The organism is Rhodococcus sp. WWJCD1, assembly GCF_002258735.1.
Taxonomy (GTDB): Bacteria; Actinomycetota; Actinomycetes; order Mycobacteriales; family Mycobacteriaceae; genus Rhodococcoides.
The window spans coordinates 248,022-266,064 of the sequence record NZ_NOXY01000005.1; the positions used below are offsets into that span (position 1 = coordinate 248,022).

The 18,043-nt window shown below is 64.9% G+C and carries 18 protein-coding genes; 7 read left to right on the plus strand and 11 right to left on the minus strand.

The window, feature by feature from the left end; translation table 11 throughout:
• Window positions 1-7: 7 nt before the first annotated feature.
• From CH286_RS02910 to CH286_RS02925, 4 genes are all read right to left on the minus strand, one after another.
• A complete protein-coding gene (locus tag CH286_RS02910; RefSeq protein ID WP_094608286.1) occupies window positions 8-1,006 on the minus strand; it encodes an enoyl-CoA hydratase/isomerase family protein in 999 nt (332 codons plus the stop codon).
• A 49-nt stretch (window positions 1,007-1,055) separates the two neighbouring features.
• The gene (locus tag CH286_RS02915) at window positions 1,056-1,739 is read right to left on the minus strand and encodes a DUF4166 domain-containing protein (RefSeq protein WP_032377272.1); all 684 of its coding nucleotides are present in this window, start codon (window positions 1,737-1,739) and stop codon (window positions 1,056-1,058) included.
• 112 nt (window positions 1,740-1,851) lie between these two features.
• The gene (locus tag CH286_RS02920) at window positions 1,852-3,648 is read right to left on the minus strand and encodes an ABC-F family ATP-binding cassette domain-containing protein (protein ID WP_032377273.1); all 1,797 of its coding nucleotides are present in this window, start codon (window positions 3,646-3,648) and stop codon (window positions 1,852-1,854) included.
• Window positions 3,648-4,583 carry a 4-(cytidine 5'-diphospho)-2-C-methyl-D-erythritol kinase gene (locus CH286_RS02925; RefSeq protein ID WP_094608387.1) on the minus strand — a complete coding sequence of 312 codons (936 nt, stop codon included), beginning with the start codon at window positions 4,581-4,583 and terminating at the stop codon, window positions 3,648-3,650. Before CH286_RS02925 ends, CH286_RS02920 begins: the two co-directional genes overlap by 1 nt.
• Before the next feature lie 95 nt (window positions 4,584-4,678).
• On the opposite strand from CH286_RS02925, the gene CH286_RS02930 reads away from it, so the two are divergent.
• The 3 genes from CH286_RS02930 (at window position 4,679) to CH286_RS02940 (ending at window position 7,101) form a co-directional block, all read left to right on the plus strand.
• Complete coding sequence (locus CH286_RS02930) at window positions 4,679-5,668, plus strand: helix-turn-helix transcriptional regulator (protein WP_032377274.1); 990 nt, start codon at window positions 4,679-4,681, stop codon at window positions 5,666-5,668.
• Window positions 5,669-5,680: 12 nt separating this feature from the next.
• Entirely contained in the window at window positions 5,681-6,496 is an 816-nt protein-coding gene (locus tag CH286_RS02935) for a DNA/RNA non-specific endonuclease (protein WP_094608287.1), read from the plus strand.
• A gap of 101 nt (window positions 6,497-6,597) precedes the next feature.
• The gene (locus CH286_RS02940; protein ID WP_094608288.1) at window positions 6,598-7,101 is read left to right on the plus strand and encodes a hypothetical protein; all 504 of its coding nucleotides are present in this window, start codon (window positions 6,598-6,600) and stop codon (window positions 7,099-7,101) included.
• Between the two features lie 3 nt (window positions 7,102-7,104).
• Here the strand turns inward: CH286_RS02940 and rsmA are convergent, their stop codons facing one another.
• The 3 genes from rsmA to CH286_RS02955 form a co-directional block, all read right to left on the minus strand.
• Window positions 7,105-7,980 (minus strand): 16S rRNA (adenine(1518)-N(6)/adenine(1519)-N(6))-dimethyltransferase RsmA, encoded by an 876-nt coding sequence (gene rsmA / locus CH286_RS02945; RefSeq protein ID WP_094608289.1) that lies wholly within the window; start codon window positions 7,978-7,980, stop codon window positions 7,105-7,107.
• Window positions 7,981-7,998: 18 nt separating this feature from the next.
• The gene (locus CH286_RS02950; RefSeq protein WP_094608290.1) at window positions 7,999-9,126 is read right to left on the minus strand and encodes a resuscitation-promoting factor; all 1,128 of its coding nucleotides are present in this window, start codon (window positions 9,124-9,126) and stop codon (window positions 7,999-8,001) included.
• A gap of 100 nt (window positions 9,127-9,226) precedes the next feature.
• Window positions 9,227-10,054, minus strand: coding sequence for a TatD family hydrolase (locus CH286_RS02955; protein WP_094608291.1), 828 nt, complete (start codon window positions 10,052-10,054; stop codon window positions 9,227-9,229).
• Between the two features lie 21 nt (window positions 10,055-10,075).
• Between CH286_RS02955 and metG the strand changes: the two genes are divergently transcribed.
• Window positions 10,076-11,620: a methionine--tRNA ligase gene (gene metG, locus CH286_RS02960; RefSeq protein ID WP_094608292.1), complete on the plus strand. Its 1,545-nt coding sequence runs from the start codon at window positions 10,076-10,078 to the stop codon at window positions 11,618-11,620.
• Between the two features lie 71 nt (window positions 11,621-11,691).
• Here metG and CH286_RS02965 read toward each other — a convergent pair whose 3' ends face one another.
• Entirely contained in the window at window positions 11,692-13,071 is a 1,380-nt protein-coding gene (locus tag CH286_RS02965) for a WS/DGAT/MGAT family O-acyltransferase (RefSeq protein WP_094608388.1), read from the minus strand.
• A 171-nt stretch (window positions 13,072-13,242) separates the two neighbouring features.
• Here CH286_RS02965 and CH286_RS02970 point away from each other — a divergent pair, with 171 nt between their 5' ends.
• The gene (locus CH286_RS02970; RefSeq protein WP_032377280.1) at window positions 13,243-14,262 is read left to right on the plus strand and encodes an alpha/beta hydrolase; all 1,020 of its coding nucleotides are present in this window, start codon (window positions 13,243-13,245) and stop codon (window positions 14,260-14,262) included.
• Window positions 14,263-14,276: 14 nt separating this feature from the next.
• Complete coding sequence (locus tag CH286_RS02975; RefSeq protein ID WP_094608293.1) at window positions 14,277-14,705, plus strand: SRPBCC family protein; 429 nt, start codon at window positions 14,277-14,279, stop codon at window positions 14,703-14,705.
• 4 nt (window positions 14,706-14,709) lie between these two features.
• Here CH286_RS02975 and rsmI read toward each other — a convergent pair whose 3' ends face one another.
• Window positions 14,710-15,534, minus strand: coding sequence for a 16S rRNA (cytidine(1402)-2'-O)-methyltransferase (gene rsmI, locus CH286_RS02980; RefSeq protein ID WP_230592572.1), 825 nt, complete (start codon window positions 15,532-15,534; stop codon window positions 14,710-14,712).
• Between the two features lie 107 nt (window positions 15,535-15,641).
• Here rsmI and CH286_RS02985 point away from each other — a divergent pair, with 107 nt between their 5' ends.
• Entirely contained in the window at window positions 15,642-17,153 is a 1,512-nt protein-coding gene (locus CH286_RS02985) for a dolichyl-phosphate-mannose--protein mannosyltransferase (protein WP_032404897.1), read from the plus strand.
• Window positions 17,154-17,177: 24 nt separating this feature from the next.
• On the opposite strand, the gene CH286_RS02990 is transcribed toward CH286_RS02985, so the two are convergent.
• Window positions 17,178-17,600: a DoxX family protein gene (locus tag CH286_RS02990; RefSeq protein WP_094608294.1), complete on the minus strand. Its 423-nt coding sequence runs from the start codon at window positions 17,598-17,600 to the stop codon at window positions 17,178-17,180.
• A 66-nt stretch (window positions 17,601-17,666) separates the two neighbouring features.
• Window positions 17,667-18,035, minus strand: coding sequence for a GntR family transcriptional regulator (locus CH286_RS02995; RefSeq protein WP_037155173.1), 369 nt, complete (start codon window positions 18,033-18,035; stop codon window positions 17,667-17,669).
• Window positions 18,036-18,043: the final 8 nt, after the last annotated feature.

The following is an 18,043-nucleotide window of genomic DNA, read 5'->3' on the forward strand; positions in this document are numbered from 1 at the left end:
CAGACGGTCACAACAGCTGCTGGAAGACCTCTGGTCGCACCATTTCGAGTACCAGAGGCTTCCACTGCGGTGCACGGTCCTTGTCGACCAACACCGCGCGTACACCCTCGGCGAAATCCGGCTCGGTGATGATCCAGGTAGCCATTCGCAACTCGCGGTCAAGGCATTCCCGCAACGTGCTGTCTGCTCCGCGCGCAATCAGCGCGTCGGTGGCCATCAGGGACGTCGGAGACAACGTCGCCAGCTGAGTCTTCGTTGTGCGCGACCACGGTGTATCGCACTCGAGTGCGTCGATGACGTCGACGAGAGACTCCTTCTCGAACACCGCCGCCACCGCCTCCGCGTCGAACGACAGCTCCGTCGACGACGGTGCCGTGGTGTGACGCTCCAGCGCTTGGTGAATATCGGTGCCGGCGAGGATGTCGGCCTTCAGCTCGTCCACCACCTCGCTCGGGCAGAAGTGCGTGGCCAATCCGAGTGCGAGAGCGTCCGATCCGGTGATGCGCGTACCCGTGAGCGCCAGGTAACGCCCGACACGACCGGGCAGCCGCGACAGAAAATAGCTCGACCCCACATCCGGCACGAAGCCGATCGCCGTCTCCGGCATGGCCAGCACTGCGTTCTCGGTGACGATGCGGATGCTGCCGTGAATCGAGATACCCAGACCTCCGCCGAAGGCCGCGGCCTCGATGACGGCGATGTACGGCTTGGGGTAGTTCGCGATCAGTTCGTCGAGATCGTACTCGGCCGCGAAGTACTGCGGACCGGCGTCGTGGTCGCCGTCGACGACTGCCTGCCGAATCGCCTTGATGTCTCCGCCCGCGCAGAACGCCCGCGGCGAACCGCTCGTCACCAGAACCGACGCGACAGCATCGTCGTCTAGCCACGCATCGAGAGCGTCTCGGATGCCCTGGATCATGGCACCGTTCAACGAGTTCAGAGCCTCCGGCCGATTCAGGACGATATGTCCGACCCCGCCGGACACCTCGGCTTCGACAACGGCCACAGTTGACTCCTTCACACGCGCATCGTTCGACGCGTAACAGTAGCGCGCGCTACTCGCGAGACTCCACCGATCGCGGGCGCGCGTCACCGGGGATGTCGGCAGGTCGACACGGCCTCTCCTCTGCGGTGAACCATCCGCGGTACAGAAACAACTGGCCGAGCACCGGACTCTGCACCTTGATCTCGATGCGATGCCGCTCCTCGGCTGCGTCCCACCACTCCCGACCGATCGTCAGCGCCGACGCCACCTTCGGCAACTTCGGCGCCAGCGGGCCGAGCAGGAATCTCGGCACTTCGCTCTCGAGTATCAGACCGCCCTCGTCGTCGACCTCACACCTGGTGTGCACCACCATGTCCGAGGAGAATCCCAGATAGTCCAGGGCATACGCGTCGGATTCCGCCGAGGAGACCATCACCGAGTTCATCCCCTGCGGATGGCCGACGAAGGCGAAGCGTCGCACGAAAGACAGTGTCTCGCGGCCCAATTCGTCGACATACGCGTAGTTGGCGATGGTGAACGGCACGTCCTTGCCCACACCGGCGGGGAACAGTCCACGCTTGCGGCCGGCCCACAGCAACGGCGGCGGCACCAGCCGAGAGTGCGTCATCTCCTCCATCACGCCCACCCCGAATTGGGCGAGATGGTCCGAGGACTTCAATCCGAAGCGCCACTGAACCTTGGGATGCAGACGGGAGAAATCCGAACCGAGTACTTCCGCGACCACCGATGCCATGTCTCCAGTATGCGCATCGGGCACGTGAGCGAAACTTCGTAGTGGACTACGAGCCAACTAGAACCCCGGGTCGTTCCGCAGGCTCCACTCCTGCCACGTGCGGCGGAGCCGCTCACTCCAACTCGGCGGCCAGTTCCATCCACCGTTCCTCGGCAACGTCCTTGTCCGCAAGGACCTGCTTGAGCTCGGTGTCGAGAGCGACGAGTTTGCTCTGCTCGGTCGACGCGTCGACTAGTTCTGCGTGCAGCTCGACCTCACGCTTGGAGAGCCGAAGGACGAGCTTCTCGAGCTTGCTGAGTTCCTTGCGTGCTGCGCGCTCCGAGGCCGCATCACGGGTGGCCTTGCGCGGTGCCCCACCGGTGGTCAACGAGTCCGGCGTCGCGTCGGCGGCGAGGACGGCCCGCCTACGCAGGTACTCTTCGATGCCGCCGGGAAGGTTGGTGAGCTTGCCGTCGCCGAACAGTGCCCACGTCGAGTCACAGATGCGCTCGATCAGGTACCGGTCGTGACTGATGACGACGAGCGTGCCCGCCCAGCCGTCCAGGATGTCCTCGAGCTGCTGCAGGGTGTCGATGTCCAGATCGTTGGTGGGCTCGTCGAGCAACAGCACGTTGGGCTCGGCCATCAGAACTCGCGTCAACTGCAGGCGGCGACGTTCGCCACCGGACAGATCTCCGACCGGTGTGCGCTGGCGAGCGGGGGTGAAGCCCAGCCTTTCCGCGAGCTGCCCAGCAGAAATCTCCTTGTCGCCCAACGTGATCCGCTCGGCCACTTCCTTGACCGCGTCGAGGACACGCAGCTTCTTGGGTAAGTCGTCCAATTCCTGCTTCAGCCAACCGATCTTGACGGTCTGGCCCTGAATGCGCTTGCCCGCGGCGGGCTGCAGTTCACCGGCGAGCGTGCGGAGCATCGTCGTCTTACCCGAACCGTTGACGCCGACCAGACCGACGCGCTCGCCGGGAGCCAGACGCCACGTGAAGTCCTTGACCAACTCGCGGCCGTCGGGAGTTTCCAGGCGCGCGTCCTCGAGTTCGATGACCACCTTGCCCAGCCGACGCTGCGCGAAGGAGGACAGTGCTACGGAGTCACGAGGCGGCGGTACATCGGCGATCAATGCCTCCGCAGCCTCGATGCGGTACTTCGGCTTGGACGTTCGCGCAGGAGCACCGCGGCGCAGCCATGCAAGTTCCTTGCGGGCGAGGTTGCGACGCCGCTCCTCCGATGCGTCGGCCTGACGGGACCGTTCGGCCCGCGCGAAGACCCAATCGTTGTAGCCACCCTCGTAGGTTTCGATACCACCCCCGACGACCTCCCACGTCTGATTGGCGACGGTATCGAGGAACCACCGATCGTGAGTGACCACGACGAGTGCGCTGCGACGCGACACCAGGTGCGCAGCGAGCCATTGCACTCCTTCGACGTCCAGGTGGTTGGTGGGCTCGTCGAGCACGAGCAAGTCCAGGTCCTGCACGAGCGCCGCAGCCAGCGCGACGCGACGCCGCTCGCCGCCCGACAGATTGTCGATCGACGCGTCGAGCCCGGAGCTGCCGACCGGTCCGAGATCGGCGATGCCGATGCCCGTCAGGATGTTGCGCACCCGAGAATCACCGGCCCATTCGTGCTCGGCCATTCCGAGTGGGTCGAGCACCACCTGGCCGACGGTCGACCCGGGCGGAAGCACGCCACGCTGAGTGACGACGGCCATCCGCAGGCCGTTGACTCGGCTGACGCGTCCCGAATCGGGCGGTTCGAGACCGGCCAGAACCTCGAGTGTGGTGGTCTTGCCACCGCCGTTGAGGCCCACCATGCCGATGCGCTCGCCCTCCTGTACACCGAGGGAGACGCCGTCGAGCAGCGGCTTGACGCCGAAGGACTTGCTGACGTTTTCGAGATTGACGAGATTGACCATCAGGAAAAACCAATCGATTCATTAGTGACAACACGAGCGCCGGGAACCGGCCCACTCGCAACACGGACGGTGCGGCACACGCCGGCACCGGACAGTTCAGCGCTCACCGACACCGCCGCATCGGCGTCGGCGCACAGAAACGCGCACGTGGGGCCCGAGCCCGAGACGATGCCCGCCAACGCCCCGGCCGTGACCCCCGCTCGAAGGGTGCGACGCAGCTGTGGCATCAGCGACACCGCAGCAGCCTGCAGATCGTTGCCGAGCAACGGTGCGAGTGCTCGCGCATCACCGGACGTGAGCGCGTGCATCAGATCCTCGGTGCCACCGAGGCGAGGCGGACTGCCCTTGGCACGCAACTCGTCGAGCTCGTTGTACACCGCGGGCGTCTGCAGACCGCCCTTGGCCAACGCCAGTACCCAGTGAAAGCTGTTGCGCGAGAGCACCGGAAGCAACTTCTCACCGCGTCCTGTTCCCACCGCGGTGCCGCCGTGCAACGAGAACGGCACGTCGCTACCGAGTTCGGCCGCAACCTCGTCGAGCTCGTCGCGAGAGAGATCCAGATGCCACATCGCATTGAGCGCCACCAGCGTCGCGGCAGCATCGGCACTTCCGCCTGCCATGCCTCCGGCCACCGGAATGCCCTTGTCGATCGTGATCTCCACCGACGGCTCACGGCCGACTCGACGCCCCAGCAACACCGCGGCCTTCCACACCAGATTCCGCGAATCGGTGGGAACCACCTTCGCGTCGTCGCCGCGCACCCGAACCGAGAGCGACGTGGCCGGAATCACCGACAGCTCGTCGGACAGCGAGAGCGCCTGGAACACCGTCGTCAACTCGTGAAAGCCATCGGGACGCAGGTCACCGACCGCGAGATGCAAGTTCACCTTCGACGGGGCCCGAACGACAACGGGTGTGGGAACGACAGACAGCACGAGTAACCACAGTAGTGGAGAAACAGCGGCCGAGTTCACCACCGGGGTTTTGCATGCGGACCGAACATGTCCGCATTGCGTGGCATCGTGTGAGCATGAAAGAAACCTCGGCACGGCTGCTGCGGTTGCTCTCCCTGCTTCAGACCCGTCGCGATTGGGCGGGCGCGGAGCTGGCGGAGCGGCTCGACGTCACCCCGCGGACGCTGCGCCGCGATGTGGACAAGCTGCGCGATATCGGTTACCCGGTCAATGCGACGCCGGGGGTGGGCGGCGGCTATCAGCTCGGCCCCGGTGCCGAGATGCCGCCGCTACTGCTCGACGACGACGAGGCACTGGCGGTGGCGTTCGGGTTGCAGTCCGCCGCCGGTGGGTCGGTGGCAGGCATCGGCGAGGCGTCGCTGCGGGCACTGACAAAACTGCGGCAGGTGATGCCGTCGCGCATCCGGCATCGGCTCGACGCGCTGCGAATCGACGTGGTGGAACAGACGCCGCGTTCGGCGGTGGACGCCTCGGTGCTGTCGACGGTGGCGGCGGTGTGTCACGGGCACGAGCGGCTGCGATTCGATTACCGCAAGCACGACGGTTCCGAGTCCAGACGTGAGGTGGAACCGTACAGTCTGGTGCGGGCAGGGGCACGCTGGTATCTGCTGGGATGGGATGTGCTGCGGGAGGATTGGCGATCGTATCGAGTGGATCGTCTGATTCCGAAGATTCCGACGGGTCCTCGGTTCACCCCGCGAGAGTTGCCTGCAGGCGGGGCGGCCGCGTTCGTCTCGAAGGGAATCGATCGCGCGTTCACTCAGGTGCAGGCGAGGATCGCACTGCATGCACCGATCGAGACTATCGCTCCGATGATCGACGAACAATGGGGCGCAATCGAATCCATCGACGAGCACACCTGCGCGGTGGTGCTGTCCGGCGATTCGCTGCCGTCGATCGCGCGATGGCTGGCGGCGTTCGACACCGATTTCACCGTGCTCGATCCACCGGAATTACGTGAGGAATGCCGAGTCGTGGCAGAGCGACACGCGAGACTGACCGACCGGTACCTCGCGGCGGTTCACTCTCCGGTAACCGACACGTGAGTCAATGGACCGATGACGACCCCATTCGTTTTCGACCCGAAGTTCCTGGCCGACATCGACGTTCCGTTGCCCGATCGCGCGGGTGTGGTGGTACTGCCGTACACGCACTTCTCGGTGTCCATCGACCCCGACCGACGCCTCGCCGCGGTCACCGGTGTCAACATCGACGGGGCCAGCCTGAAGGATGTCGAGCGGGGCGACGACTGGCGATTGGACGACCGCCTGCCGCCGTCGCAGCAGGCCGGTAACGAGCTGTACTCCAACAACGACCTCGATCGCGGACACCTGGTTCGCCGGCGAGACCCGGTGTGGGGCGAGCTGTCGGTGGCCACCCGCGCCAACGAGGACACCTTCCACTACACGGTGTGCGCTCCGCAGACGGCCACGCTGAACCAATCGAAGACACTGTGGCTCGGGCTCGAAGATTACGTTCTGGGCTACGCAGAGCAATACGGCCGACGTCTTTCGGTGTTCAGCGGCTGCGTATTCGCCGACGACGATCCCATCTACCGAGGCATCGCCATTCCGCGACGGTTCTTCAAAATCGCTGTGTGGTCACAGGATTCGAATCCTGCATGCACCGGCTACGTGCTGGACCAGTCGCCGTCTCTCGACCCGATCCTCGACAAACCGCTGCGACTCGAGACCGATCCCCCGCCCCTCGGCCCCTACCGGACGTACCAGGTTCCGGTGGCCGACATCGCGTCGGCGACCGGTCTCGAGCTGGACCTTCTGATCGAAGCCGATCGTTACGCACCGGTGGCCGCGGCCCGCGGTGCGGCGTCGAGGTGGACCGAGCTGACGCGACTTTCGGACATCCACCTCTGAACGAACCACTTGGTTCGATACGGAATCGTGACGCGCAGCGGCGCGGAATGCCAATAGCATTGCTCAGCATCTGACGAGGCGTCGACGAACAGGGGTTCGACATGCGAAGACGATGGACGACGGCACTGCTGGCGCTGGCGATGACGGTGGCAGCGCTGTTCGTCTCGAGTGGCACGGCGGCGGCGGCACCGCATTCCCATCTCACGACCGTGTCCATCCCGAGCGCGTACCCCTGGGAAGCGCCGTACTCGCTCGAGGTCAACGGTTACAGCGGCCTTCGATCGGACTACGGCGGGCCGTATCACGCATTCCTGGCGATCACCGCGCAGCCGCCGACCACCGACCCGATCTACAGCCAGAACTGGCGTTTTCTGTCGTTCGCTTCGCACACCGAAGTGCAGTGGCGCAACACGACGACCGGCGCCTCGGGCGTCGCACACGAGGACAGAACTGCGAGGTATCCGTGGGGTGAGGCCTACATCGACACCGGTCTCGGGTGGGTCGAGTACACGATCACGCTCACCTCGGGAGCATTGATTCAGCAGCTCAATCCGCAGCGGGTCACGTCGTCCGGCGCACTCGAAGTGACCCTGAACCCGTTCTGACGGTCAGGCTTCGGTGGCGGCCAAACGGACGAAGGCTGCGGCGTCGATGGTCTCGCCGCGTGCCGTCGGGTCGATTCCGGCCTCGCGAAGTCGCCGTTCGGCGGCGACCGGGGAGCCTGCCCACCCCGCCAGGGCTGCTCGTAAAGTCTTGCGCCGCTGCGCGAATGCGGCATCGATCACGGAGAAGACAGCCTTGCGATGCGCGGTGTCCGTCGGCCACGGTGGCTCGGCATACCGATCGATGCGAACCAGGCCCGACTCGACTTTGGGGACTGGCCAGAACACCGAACGACCCACTGCTCCTGCCCTCTTGACGTCACCGAAGAATCTCGCCTTGACGCTGGGGATGCCGTAGATCTTGCTTCCCGGCACCGCGGCCAGTCGATCGGCCACCTCGGCCTGGACCATCACCACAGCCACCCGAAGACTCGGCAGTTCCGAGAACAGATGGATCAGCACGGGAACGGCGACGTTGTACGGAAGATTGGCCACCAAGGCGGTCGGCTCCCCGGCAATCTCCGCGGCGCGGATACGAAGGGCGTCGGCCTCGATGACCGTCAGGCGGTCGGCCAGAGTCGGGGCCCGGTCGGCCACCGTGATCGGCAGACGGGTCGCAAGCTTGGGGTCGATCTCGACGGCGATGACGGCCTCGGCGACATCGAGCAGCGCGAGTGTCAGCGATCCGAGGCCAGGGCCGACCTCGAGCACCGTGTCCTGTGGGCCAACTCCGGCCGAGGCGACGATGCGTCGGACGGTGTTGGCGTCGTGCACGAAGTTCTGGCCGAGCTGCTTGGTGGGCCGTACATCGAGCTCGGCGGCCAACGAGCGGACCTCGGCAGGACCGAGAAGAGCCGCAGATCCCCTCACATGTTCGGACACGGGCGAAACTCTACGTGACTAGCGATAACCCAGACGCGAAGTGCAGGCAGGCCATGCGCCCCAACCCTGGGACTTCTGCGTCACCGATGCGATGGCGATCTGCTCTTCGCGGGTGGCGAGATCGGCGCGCGGAGCGTACTTGAGGCCGCCCTGGCGTTCCCACGTGTTCTGGTCGAACTGCACGCCGCCGTAGAAACCGTTGCCGGTGTTGATCGCCCAGTTCCCGGTTGCCTCGCATTGGGCAAGCGCGTCCCAGATCGCCCCGTTCTCCACCGGCGGCACCTCGGTACCGGGCTTGGCTCCGACGCGAACCGTCTTCGGCTGCGCTGGCACCTTGACCACTTCGTCGACCTTCTCGCGGCCGACCTCGACACCGTTGACCATGTTGATTTTCCAGGTGATATCGGAGACACCAGGAGCGCCGGGATTCTCGACGACGGTCTTGCTCATGTTCATCGTCGGATCCTCGATGCGCTGCTCGGGAGCATCGACATCGGTGGTCTCGGACTTGGTCACGGTCCGATCGCGCGTCACGACGATCTCTGCGCCGTCGGTGACGGTGGCGTCCGGATCCGGGGTGACGGTATCGGCCTCTTCAAGCGGCTTGCCCGCTGCTTCGAGGAATTCACGCACGGTCGGTGCGGCCAGAGTGACCGGGGTGACCGGGGAACCGCCGTCGACCAGCGAGACCTGCTTGGGGAGAGCCACGTCGAGCTTGGTTCCGTCGAGGGGCAGTCGTTCGGATCTGGACGCGGACACGTGCACGTCCTCGGCCAAACCGGTCTGCTGGAGTGCCTCGTCGACGGTCAGGGCGGTGGTCCAGATGTCCTCGGGCTTGCCGTCCACGTTCAGCGTGATCTCACGGGCGCGGCGCAGCACCACGGTGTCGCCGTCGTTGAGCCCGGAGTCCGGGGCGGGAACAACCAGATCCTTGTCCGACGGCGCGTAGCCGGCGTCGAGCAGGGCGCTGTTGACGTCGGTCTTCATCGTGCTCAGCGAAATCATGTCGCCGTCGACGTCGATGGTCACGGTCTTGTGACGGCTCACGGCCATCACACCACCGGCGACGAGCGTCATCAACAGGGCCGCGATGACCAGGTAGAGCGTGGTCGAACGGGCGGAGTTGAGACGTCTGATAGTCGACAAGTTTCGTATTCCTGGCGGTTGTGAGCTGACTCTGTACGCAAAACATCGAGTTCGGTCACGGTACGGTAACGAATTAGCACCCATGCCGCAACTTCAGCAGCTAGAGGCCGTACACCCTCTCGGCATTCGCCGTGGCGTGCGCAGCGAGCTCTGCCGGATCCTGGCCACGAATCTCGGCCAACGCCCGGGCCGTGTACGGCAGGCAGTACGACTCGTTGGGGGCACCACGGAACGGGTGCGGAGTGAGGAACGGAGCGTCGGTCTCCACCAGTACCAATTCGTCGGGCACCAGCACCGCGGCCTCCCGCAACGCGTGCGCATTCTTGAAGCTGACGGTTCCCGAAAAGCTGAGAACGTAGCCGGCGTCGACGCAGGCCGTCGCGGTCTCGGGACCACCGGAGAAGCAGTGGAAGATCACCGTCTCGGGAGCACCCTCCGATTTCAGAACAGCCAGCAGATCCTCGTCTGCCTCACGGTTATGAATCATCAACGGCTTGCCCAGTCGCTTCGCCAGGTCGATATGCCAGCGAAATCCCTCGTGCTGCTCGGCCACCGTCGCGCAACCGTCGAGCTTTCCCTGCCAGTAGTAGTCCAGCCCTGTCTCCCCCACGGCAACCACACGAGGATCGGAAGCCAACCGCTCGATCTCGGCCTTGGCGTCCTCATCGAGCACGTTCGCGCGGGTGGGGTGAATGGCCACCGCGGCCCATACCCGCGGATCCCAGGACGCAGCGTCGACGGCGAAGCGCGCGGCCTCGAGATCGTCGGCGATGGTGACCACGCGGGTGACGCCGACGGACTCGGCCTTGTCCACGATCGCGGCCACACTCGCCGCGTCGGTCGCGCCGCACGCATCGAGGTGGGTGTGCGCGTCGACGAGGGTGCCGACGGGCTCGGGCAACGGTGGTGCGGGACGGTCTCTACTCACGATCGTTAGAGTAGGCGCACCATGACTGCGCCAGCTGATGCCTCACGGCCACCCTTCTACGTCACCACGGCGATCGCGTACCCCAACGGCGCTCCCCACATCGGGCACGCCTACGAGTACATCGCCACCGACGCCATCGCGCGCTTCAAGCGCCTCGACGGTTACGACGTGCGATTCCTGACGGGAACCGACGAGCACGGGCTCAAGATGCAGCAGACTGCCCAGACCGAGGGCGTCGACGTTCGCGAACTCGCCGCACGCAACTCCGATGCGTTCCAGGCCGCTCAGGATCTACTGAAGATCTCGTATGGTCGCTTCATCCGCACCACCGACGCCGACCACCACGCCGCCAGCCAGGAACTGTGGAAGCGGATGGAGGCGAACGGCGACATCTACCTGGACTCGTACTCCGGGTGGTACTCGGTGCGCGACGAGGCGTTCTACACCGAGGCCGAAACGACTCTCGGCGAGGACGGCTCCCGCGTCGCGACGGAGACGAACACGCCCGTCGAGTGGACCGAGGAATCGTCGTACTTCTTCCGGCTCTCGCAGTACCAGGACAAGCTCCTCGCGCTGTACGACGCGTCGCCGGACTTCATTGCGCCCAACACGCGCCGAAACGAGATCGTGAATTTCGTCAAGGGCGGTCTGCGCGACCTCTCGATCTCTCGAACCACGTTCGACTGGGGCGTTCCGGTTCCCGGCGATCCCGCGCACGTGATGTACGTCTGGGTCGACGCACTGACCAACTACCTCACCGGAGCCGGCTATCCCGACATCGAGTCGGAGTCGTACCGGAGGTTCTGGCCGGCCGATCTGCACATCATCGGCAAGGACATCACCCGCTTCCACACCGTCTACTGGCCTGCGTTCCTGATGTCCGCGGGTATCGAGCTACCCAAGCGGGTGTTCGTGCACGGATTCTTGAACGTCAAGGGCGAGAAGATGTCCAAGTCTCTCGGCAACGTGCTGGACCCGAAGTCGTTGGTGGAGAACTACGGTCTCGATCCGGTGCGCTTCTTCTTCCTGCGCGAGGTCTCGTTCGGTCAGGACGGCAGCTACAGCCACGAGGCCATCGTCGCCCGTGTCAACGCCGATCTGTCCAACGAACTCGGCAACCTCGCGCAGCGTTCGCTGACGATGGTCGCGAAGAATCTGGAAGGAAAGCTCCCGACACCCGGCGACTTCAGCGCCGAGGACGAGGCGATGCTGGCTCGCGCGGACGCGCTGCTGGAGATCTGCCGACGCGAATTCGATGTGCAGGCAATCCATTCCGCGCTCGAAGCGATCTGGTCGGTACTCGGTGAGACCAACCGCTACTTCTCGCTGCAGCAGCCGTGGGTGCTACGCAAGACCGATCCCGATCGCATGGCCACCGTGCTGTACGTGACGATCGAGGTGCTACGCATCGTGAGCATCCTGGCGCAGCCCGTCATGCCAGATTCCGCGTCGCGCATCCTCGACCTGCTCGGTGCGTCGAACCGCGAATTTGCCGATTTGGCAACACGTTCGGTACCCGGCACGGCACTACCGACCCCGACGCCGGTGTTCCCCAAGTACGAGTAGAGCGCTCCGCGCATGTGAGTGGAACTTCGACCCCCACTACGAAGTTTTACTCACATGCGGCGAAGCCGCTCTCACAAGGTCTTTTCGAGCTCTTCCAACGTGTTCTCCAGATGCGTCAGCATGCGCTGCAGGTGCGGCACACTGCGTCGGCACCCGATGAGTCCGAAGTTCAGCGAGTCGCCGTTGCTGGCGACGGTGATGTTGAGCGCCTGCCCGTCGGCCACGATCGAGGCCGGGTAGATGCCGTCGAGTTTCGCGCCGTTCCAGTACAGATCCTCCTTGGACCCCGGCACGTTGGAGATGATGACGTTGAACGGCGGCGGGGTGTAATCGACGAATCCCGGCACCGGACCGAACAGCAACGGGGCCATGGTGATTGCGCCGACGGTGAGCGCTTCGAGCGTGTTGAGCTCGCTCATCATCTGCTTGCCCTTGACGGTCGAATCCTTGATCCGCTCCAGCCGCACGATCGGATCCGATTCGTCGGTCGCCAGATTGCACAGGATCACCGTCACCGAGTTACCGGCATCCCTGTCGTCCCCCTCCTTGCGCAGCGACACCGGAACCATCGCGATCAGCGGCTCCTCGGGCAACGCGTTCTGATCGATGAGGTACGCGCGCAGCGCTCCCGCGCACATCGCGAGCACCATGTCGTTGAGCGTCGCGTCGAGTGCGGTACCCACCGTGCGGATGCGCTCGATCGACCAACTCTCGGCGGCGAATCGGCGGGCCCCACCGATGGGCACGTTGAACATCGTCCGCGGCGCTTGTAACGGCAGCTGCGCTCCTTCCTTCTTCAACGCACGCAAGCCGATTCGGGCCGTAGCGGGCGCGAAATCGACCAAGTCCCCGACGATCTTGCGGCCCACCGAGAGTCCACTGCTCAGCTGCGCCAATCGCCCGGACTGGTCCTCGGCGACCTGCTTCTTGCGCCGACCGAACAGCGACGGGTCCCAGGTGGCGACCCCACTTCGATCGTCCGGGTCCGTGCTGAGAGTCCGCTGCATCAGCTTCAACGCGCTCACTCCGTCGACCAGCGAGTGATGCACCTTGGTGTACAGCGCAATTCGACCGTCGGCCAACCCCTCGATGATGTGTAGTTCCCACATCGGCCGATAGCGATCCAGCGGTGCGCTGTGGTTGAGCGAGAGGAACTGGAACAGTTCCCGAATGCGTCCGGGTGCCGGCAGCACCGTACGGCGAACGTGGTACTCGAAGTCGACGTCCTGATCGAATGCCCAGGCCAGATTGCCCATGATCTGCACGGGCCGCGCAGGGCGCTTTCGGAAGAGCTCGTGCACCTCGCCGGAGGTGAACTTGCGGTGCACTTCCTCGGCGAACTCGTGCGGATCGCCGGGCGGCACGAACAACTCCAAACCGCCCACGTGCATCGGGTGCTCCCGTGACTCGGCGATCAGAAACATCGATTCCGTGATGGGCATGAGTGCCATGAGCTGTCCCTTTTCCATTTGTTTTCGGTCACGGTACGGCACCGAATGTGACTCAGAACACGACCTTACGTCCGGTCACGAAAAGCTACCCGCTATTGTCCGTTACCAGGGGTTCCAAATAGAGCGGGGTTCCAACGCACGGCGCACACGCTCCGCGCAACGACAACGGGGATGGAGGCGACGGCTATGAACCCGGCGCTCACCGTAGTGAAATCGACCGACCCGGCGGCCACCGCACGCCGACGCGACATCCGCGGCGCGAGCCTGCAGTCGCAGATCCTGTCCAAGTACCTGCAGTTCACCGTCCGCCCGTTTCTGACCGTGTGGGCGCAGGCCCCCTCTCTTCCGTGGCCGATGGGGCTTGTCGACTACGCCGGTCTGCTCGTCCCGCAGATCAGCGGCACCACGCGCAGCCGCGTCATGCTGGCCGAGTGCGAAGCCGAGTGGATCCGCGCCGAGGGAACCGGAAGCGATCGCGTGGTCCTGTACCTGCACGGCGGCGCGTTCGTCTGCTGCGGCCTGCGTACCCATCGCCGGATGACCTCACGGGTCTCCAAGCAGGTCGACGGATCGGTGTTGTCGGTGAACTACCGGATGATGCCGCGCAATCCGATCACCCATGCGGTCGAGGACGGCGTGGACGCGTACCGCTTCCTTCTCGATTCCGGTTACCGCCCGGAGCAGATCATCCTGGGCGGCGATTCGGCCGGCGGGTACCTCGCGTTCATGGTCACCCTGGCGCTGCGCACCGTCGGCCTGCCCGCACCCGCCGGAATCTTCACCATGTCCCCGCTGACCGATATGGACCCCACCGGCAAACTCGACCACGAGAACGCGTCGAAGTGTTCGGTGTTTCCGTCCAACGCGGTTCCCGCACTGACCGCACTGGCCGATCGCGTCGACGCGCGCATCGTCGTCGAGGGGCACCGCGGTCCGCGGGTCTCACCCGTCGACGGCGACCTCACCGGCCTGCCGCCGGTGTTGATTCAGGTCGGTTCGACCGAAATGGTCTATGCCGACGCAGAACTCATGGCTCAGCGCCTCGCGGTCGCCGGAGTCGACTGCGAACTTCAGGTGTACGAGGATCAGGTCCACGTGTTCCAGGCGGCCGATTTCGTCCCCGAAGCCCGACGCGCGCTACGCGCCATCGGCGAGTTCGCCCGGAACGTCAGCCCCCGTACAGAAAGCTGAGATACCTTCTCCCCATGGCAGTCACAGTGAACAAGTCCGTCGACATCGACGCCGACGCAGCGACAATTCTCGACGTTCTCGCGGACGTCGAAGGCATCCCCTCGTGGTCTCCGGTACACAAGAAGTGCGAGGTGGTCGATCGCTTCGAGGACGGCAAGCCGAACCACGTCAAGATGAACGTCTCGATCATCGGTGTCAACGACGAGCAGTTGGTCGCGTACACCTGGAGCGAGAACGAAGTGTCGTGGACCTTGGTGGACAGCACTCAGCAGAAGGCCCAGGACGGCCGGTACACGTTGACGCCCAAGGACAACGGCACCCACGTCGAGTTCGAGTTGACGGTCGATCCGAAGATTCCGCTACCTGGCTTCCTGGTGAAGAAGGGAACCAAGACGATCCTCGAGGCAGCCACCGAAGGTCTGCGTCAGCAAGTGGTGGGCTGACGCGCTACTGCTCTTTCCGCGCAGCGAGTACGGCCTCGTAGACCTCACGCTTGGAGACGCCGTCGACCGCCACCTGGGCGCAGGCGTCTTTCAACCGCATGCCCGACGCCACCAGGGTTTCCACCTCGGCCACGAGATCCTCGGGCTCCTCGGCGACGGCGACCGCTCCTTCGAGTACGACGGTGATCTCGCCGCGCACTCCGCCCCTCGCCCAGTCGAGCAACTCCGCCAGGCCGCCGCGTCGGACCTCCTCGTAGGTCTTGGTGAGCTCCCGGCACACCGCGGCGCGGCGAGCGGGACCGAGTACGTGCACGGCATCCTCGAGACACGCGACGAGGCGATGTGGGGCCTCGAAGAAGACGATGGCCCGCGGTTCGGCGAGCACCGACTGGAAGTAGGTGCGTCGCTGGCCTTGCTTACGCGGCGCGAAACCGTCGAAGCAGAACCGTTCGACCGGCAGACCCGACAACGCGAGCGCAGTCGTGACGGCCGACGGACCGGGCAGACAGGTCACCGGCAGATCGGCATCGACGCACGCTGCCACGAGGCGGTAGCCGGGATCGCTCACCGACGGCATCCCGGCGTCGGTCACCAGCAGCACCGTCTTGCCCTCGGCCACGGCCTCGACCAGCGCCGGCAGCCGAGCCGTCTCGACCTGGTCGTAGAAACTGACCACGCGCCCTGCGATCACCACGCCGAGCGAGGACGCGAGTTGTTTGGTGCGCCGGGTGTCCTCGGCGGCGACGACATCGGCACTGCCGAGGGCATCACGCAGGCGCTGCGAGGCATCACCGACGTCGCCCATCGGGGTGGCGGCAAGGATGAGCATGACTCCAGTGTCCCGCATGCAGTGCGGCGGCCTGTCATGCACCGCGGATCAACGCCTACGATCGGTACGTGACCTTGCTGACCTCTGAGCGCTCCGGCGACCGGTCGATGGTCAGTCCCGGGCCCACGGTTGCCGCGCGCGACTGGTTCCACGACACCGATGCCAGGCGCGGCTGGATCGTCACCCTCGTCATCACCGCCGTCTGCGCGATCACGCGATTCACGATGCTGCGCTACCCCACCGACGCGGGGACCCCGGTCTTCGACGAAAAGCACTACGCCCCGCAGGGCTATCAGGTACTCACCGGCGGCGGGCTGGAGGACAATCCGGCGTACGGCCTGGTGGTGCATCCACCGGTCGGCAAACAGCTGATCGCCGTCGGAGAAGCGTTGTTCGGTTACAACGGGTGGGGTTGGCGTTTCTCGTCGGCCGTGGCCGGAACTCTGTTGGTGCTGTTGGTGATTCGAATCGTGCGACGCCTCGCACGGTCGACGCTGGTCGGTGCGATTGCCGGGATCCTCCTGATCGTCGACGGGGTCACCTTCGTCAGCAGCCGGATCGGCATGCTGGACATCTTTCTCGCGCTGTTCGTCACCGCGGCACTGGGCTGCTTGATCGTCGACCGCGACGACATGCGACAACGGTTGTCGAGAGTTCGTGACGAGGGCCGAATGGACGCGAGTGCGCTCGGTCCGCGAATGGGTGTGCGATGGTGGCGATTCGGAGCCGGCATCATGCTGGGGCTCGCCTGCGGCACCAAGTGGTCCGGCCTGTACTTCATTGCGTTCTTCGGATTGCTGAGTGTGGCATTCGATGTGGCCGCACGTCGCTCGTACGGCGTCGGGCGCCCCTGGCGGGGAACGGCATTGCGTGACATCGGGCCTGCGCTCTACGCCTTGGTCGTCGTTCCGATCGCGGTGTATCTGATGACCTGGTGGGCATGGCTGACCTCCGAGACGGGCGTCTACCGGCACGAGGTCGGCAGCGGCATCGGCGCCGGCGGGCCGTTCTCGTTCGTGCCCGAAGCCCTGCGGTCACTGTGGTACTACAGCGGCAGTGTGCTGCAATTCCATGAGGGACTGACCAATTCGGCCGGCAACCGGCATCCGTGGGAATCGAAGCCGTGGACGTGGCCGATGGGCCTTCGTCCGATGCTCTACTACTTCGCCGACGGCGAGAGCGTGTCCGGCTGCTCGGCGTCCTCGTGCGTGAAGGCGATCATGCTGATCGGCACGCCCGCGATGTGGTGGCTGGCGTTGCCGATGCTCGCCTGGGTGATCTGGTCGGTGTTCGTTCGGCGCGACTGGCGTTACGCAGCAGTGCTTGTCGGCTACTCCGCAGCACTGCTGCCCTGGTTCACCACACTGGACCGGCAGATGTACTACTTCTACGCGGTAGCCCTCGCCCCGTTCATGGTGATGGGCTTCGCGTTGGTGCTGGGCGACATCATCGGCAAGGCAACAGCGTCAGCGGAACGGCGAGGTACCGGGCTACTGCTGGTGGCCCTGTACCTCGCCGTGGTGATCGCGAATTTCGTCTGGCTGTGGCCGATCCTCACCGCGATGCCGATCACGCCGCAGATGTGGCAGGAACAACTGTGGTTACCGAGTTGGCGCTGACCGACGATTGCCGCTCGATACGGATCAGCGGAGAATTGCCGTCTTGCCTTTGGTGAGTCCGTCGATGCTGACGCGGCCGGCACCGAATGCGGCCAGCAGCAACGCGCCGACACCGAGGGCGACGACGAGCTCGTAGCCTTTGTCTGCGGCGAACACACCGTGCTCGAAGTGAACGAAGACAGCGGCGCCGAGCATGTCGAGGAAGAGCAGCAGGCCGGCGATGGGGGTGAAGATACCCAGCACCAGGGCACCGCCGCCGATGAGTTCTACGAATGTGGCGAAGTATGCGGACGCCGTGGGGAGCGGGACGTTCATCATCTCGAAGCTGGCCGCGGCACCGTCGAGACCGTAGGTGTTCAGCTTCTGCCAGCCGTGAGCGATGAAGACGACTCCCAGACCGATGCGGGCTACGAGGGCGACGGCGTCGCGGACGAGGGTGGAGTTCATTGTGCATCCTTCTGACACGACTACATGGGCCGCACCACGATGTCAGAAGTATGTTGAAGCGTCAACTTAGCGGTCGTTCGCGCCCTTGAGTGCTGATTCGAGGAACGATCGAGCCTGGTCGTCGTCCAGGCCGATGGAACGGACCGTCTTGACGAATTCCGTCGCCGCTCGGGCCGCGATATCGCGTGAGGGATCGCCGCCCGATGCGACGAAGGAACCCGATCGTCCGCGTGTCTCGATGACGCCTTGCTGCTCGAGCTCTCGGTATGTCTTCGCTACCGTGTTCGGAGCGATCTTCAGCTCCTCGGCAAGGCCACGAACCGTCGGAATCTTGGTACCGGCAATCAGATCTCCCGACCGCACCAGCCCGAGAATCTGCATCCTCAACTGCTCGAACACCGGTGTCGTGTTCGACGGATCGATATGAACGCGCACAGTCCGTG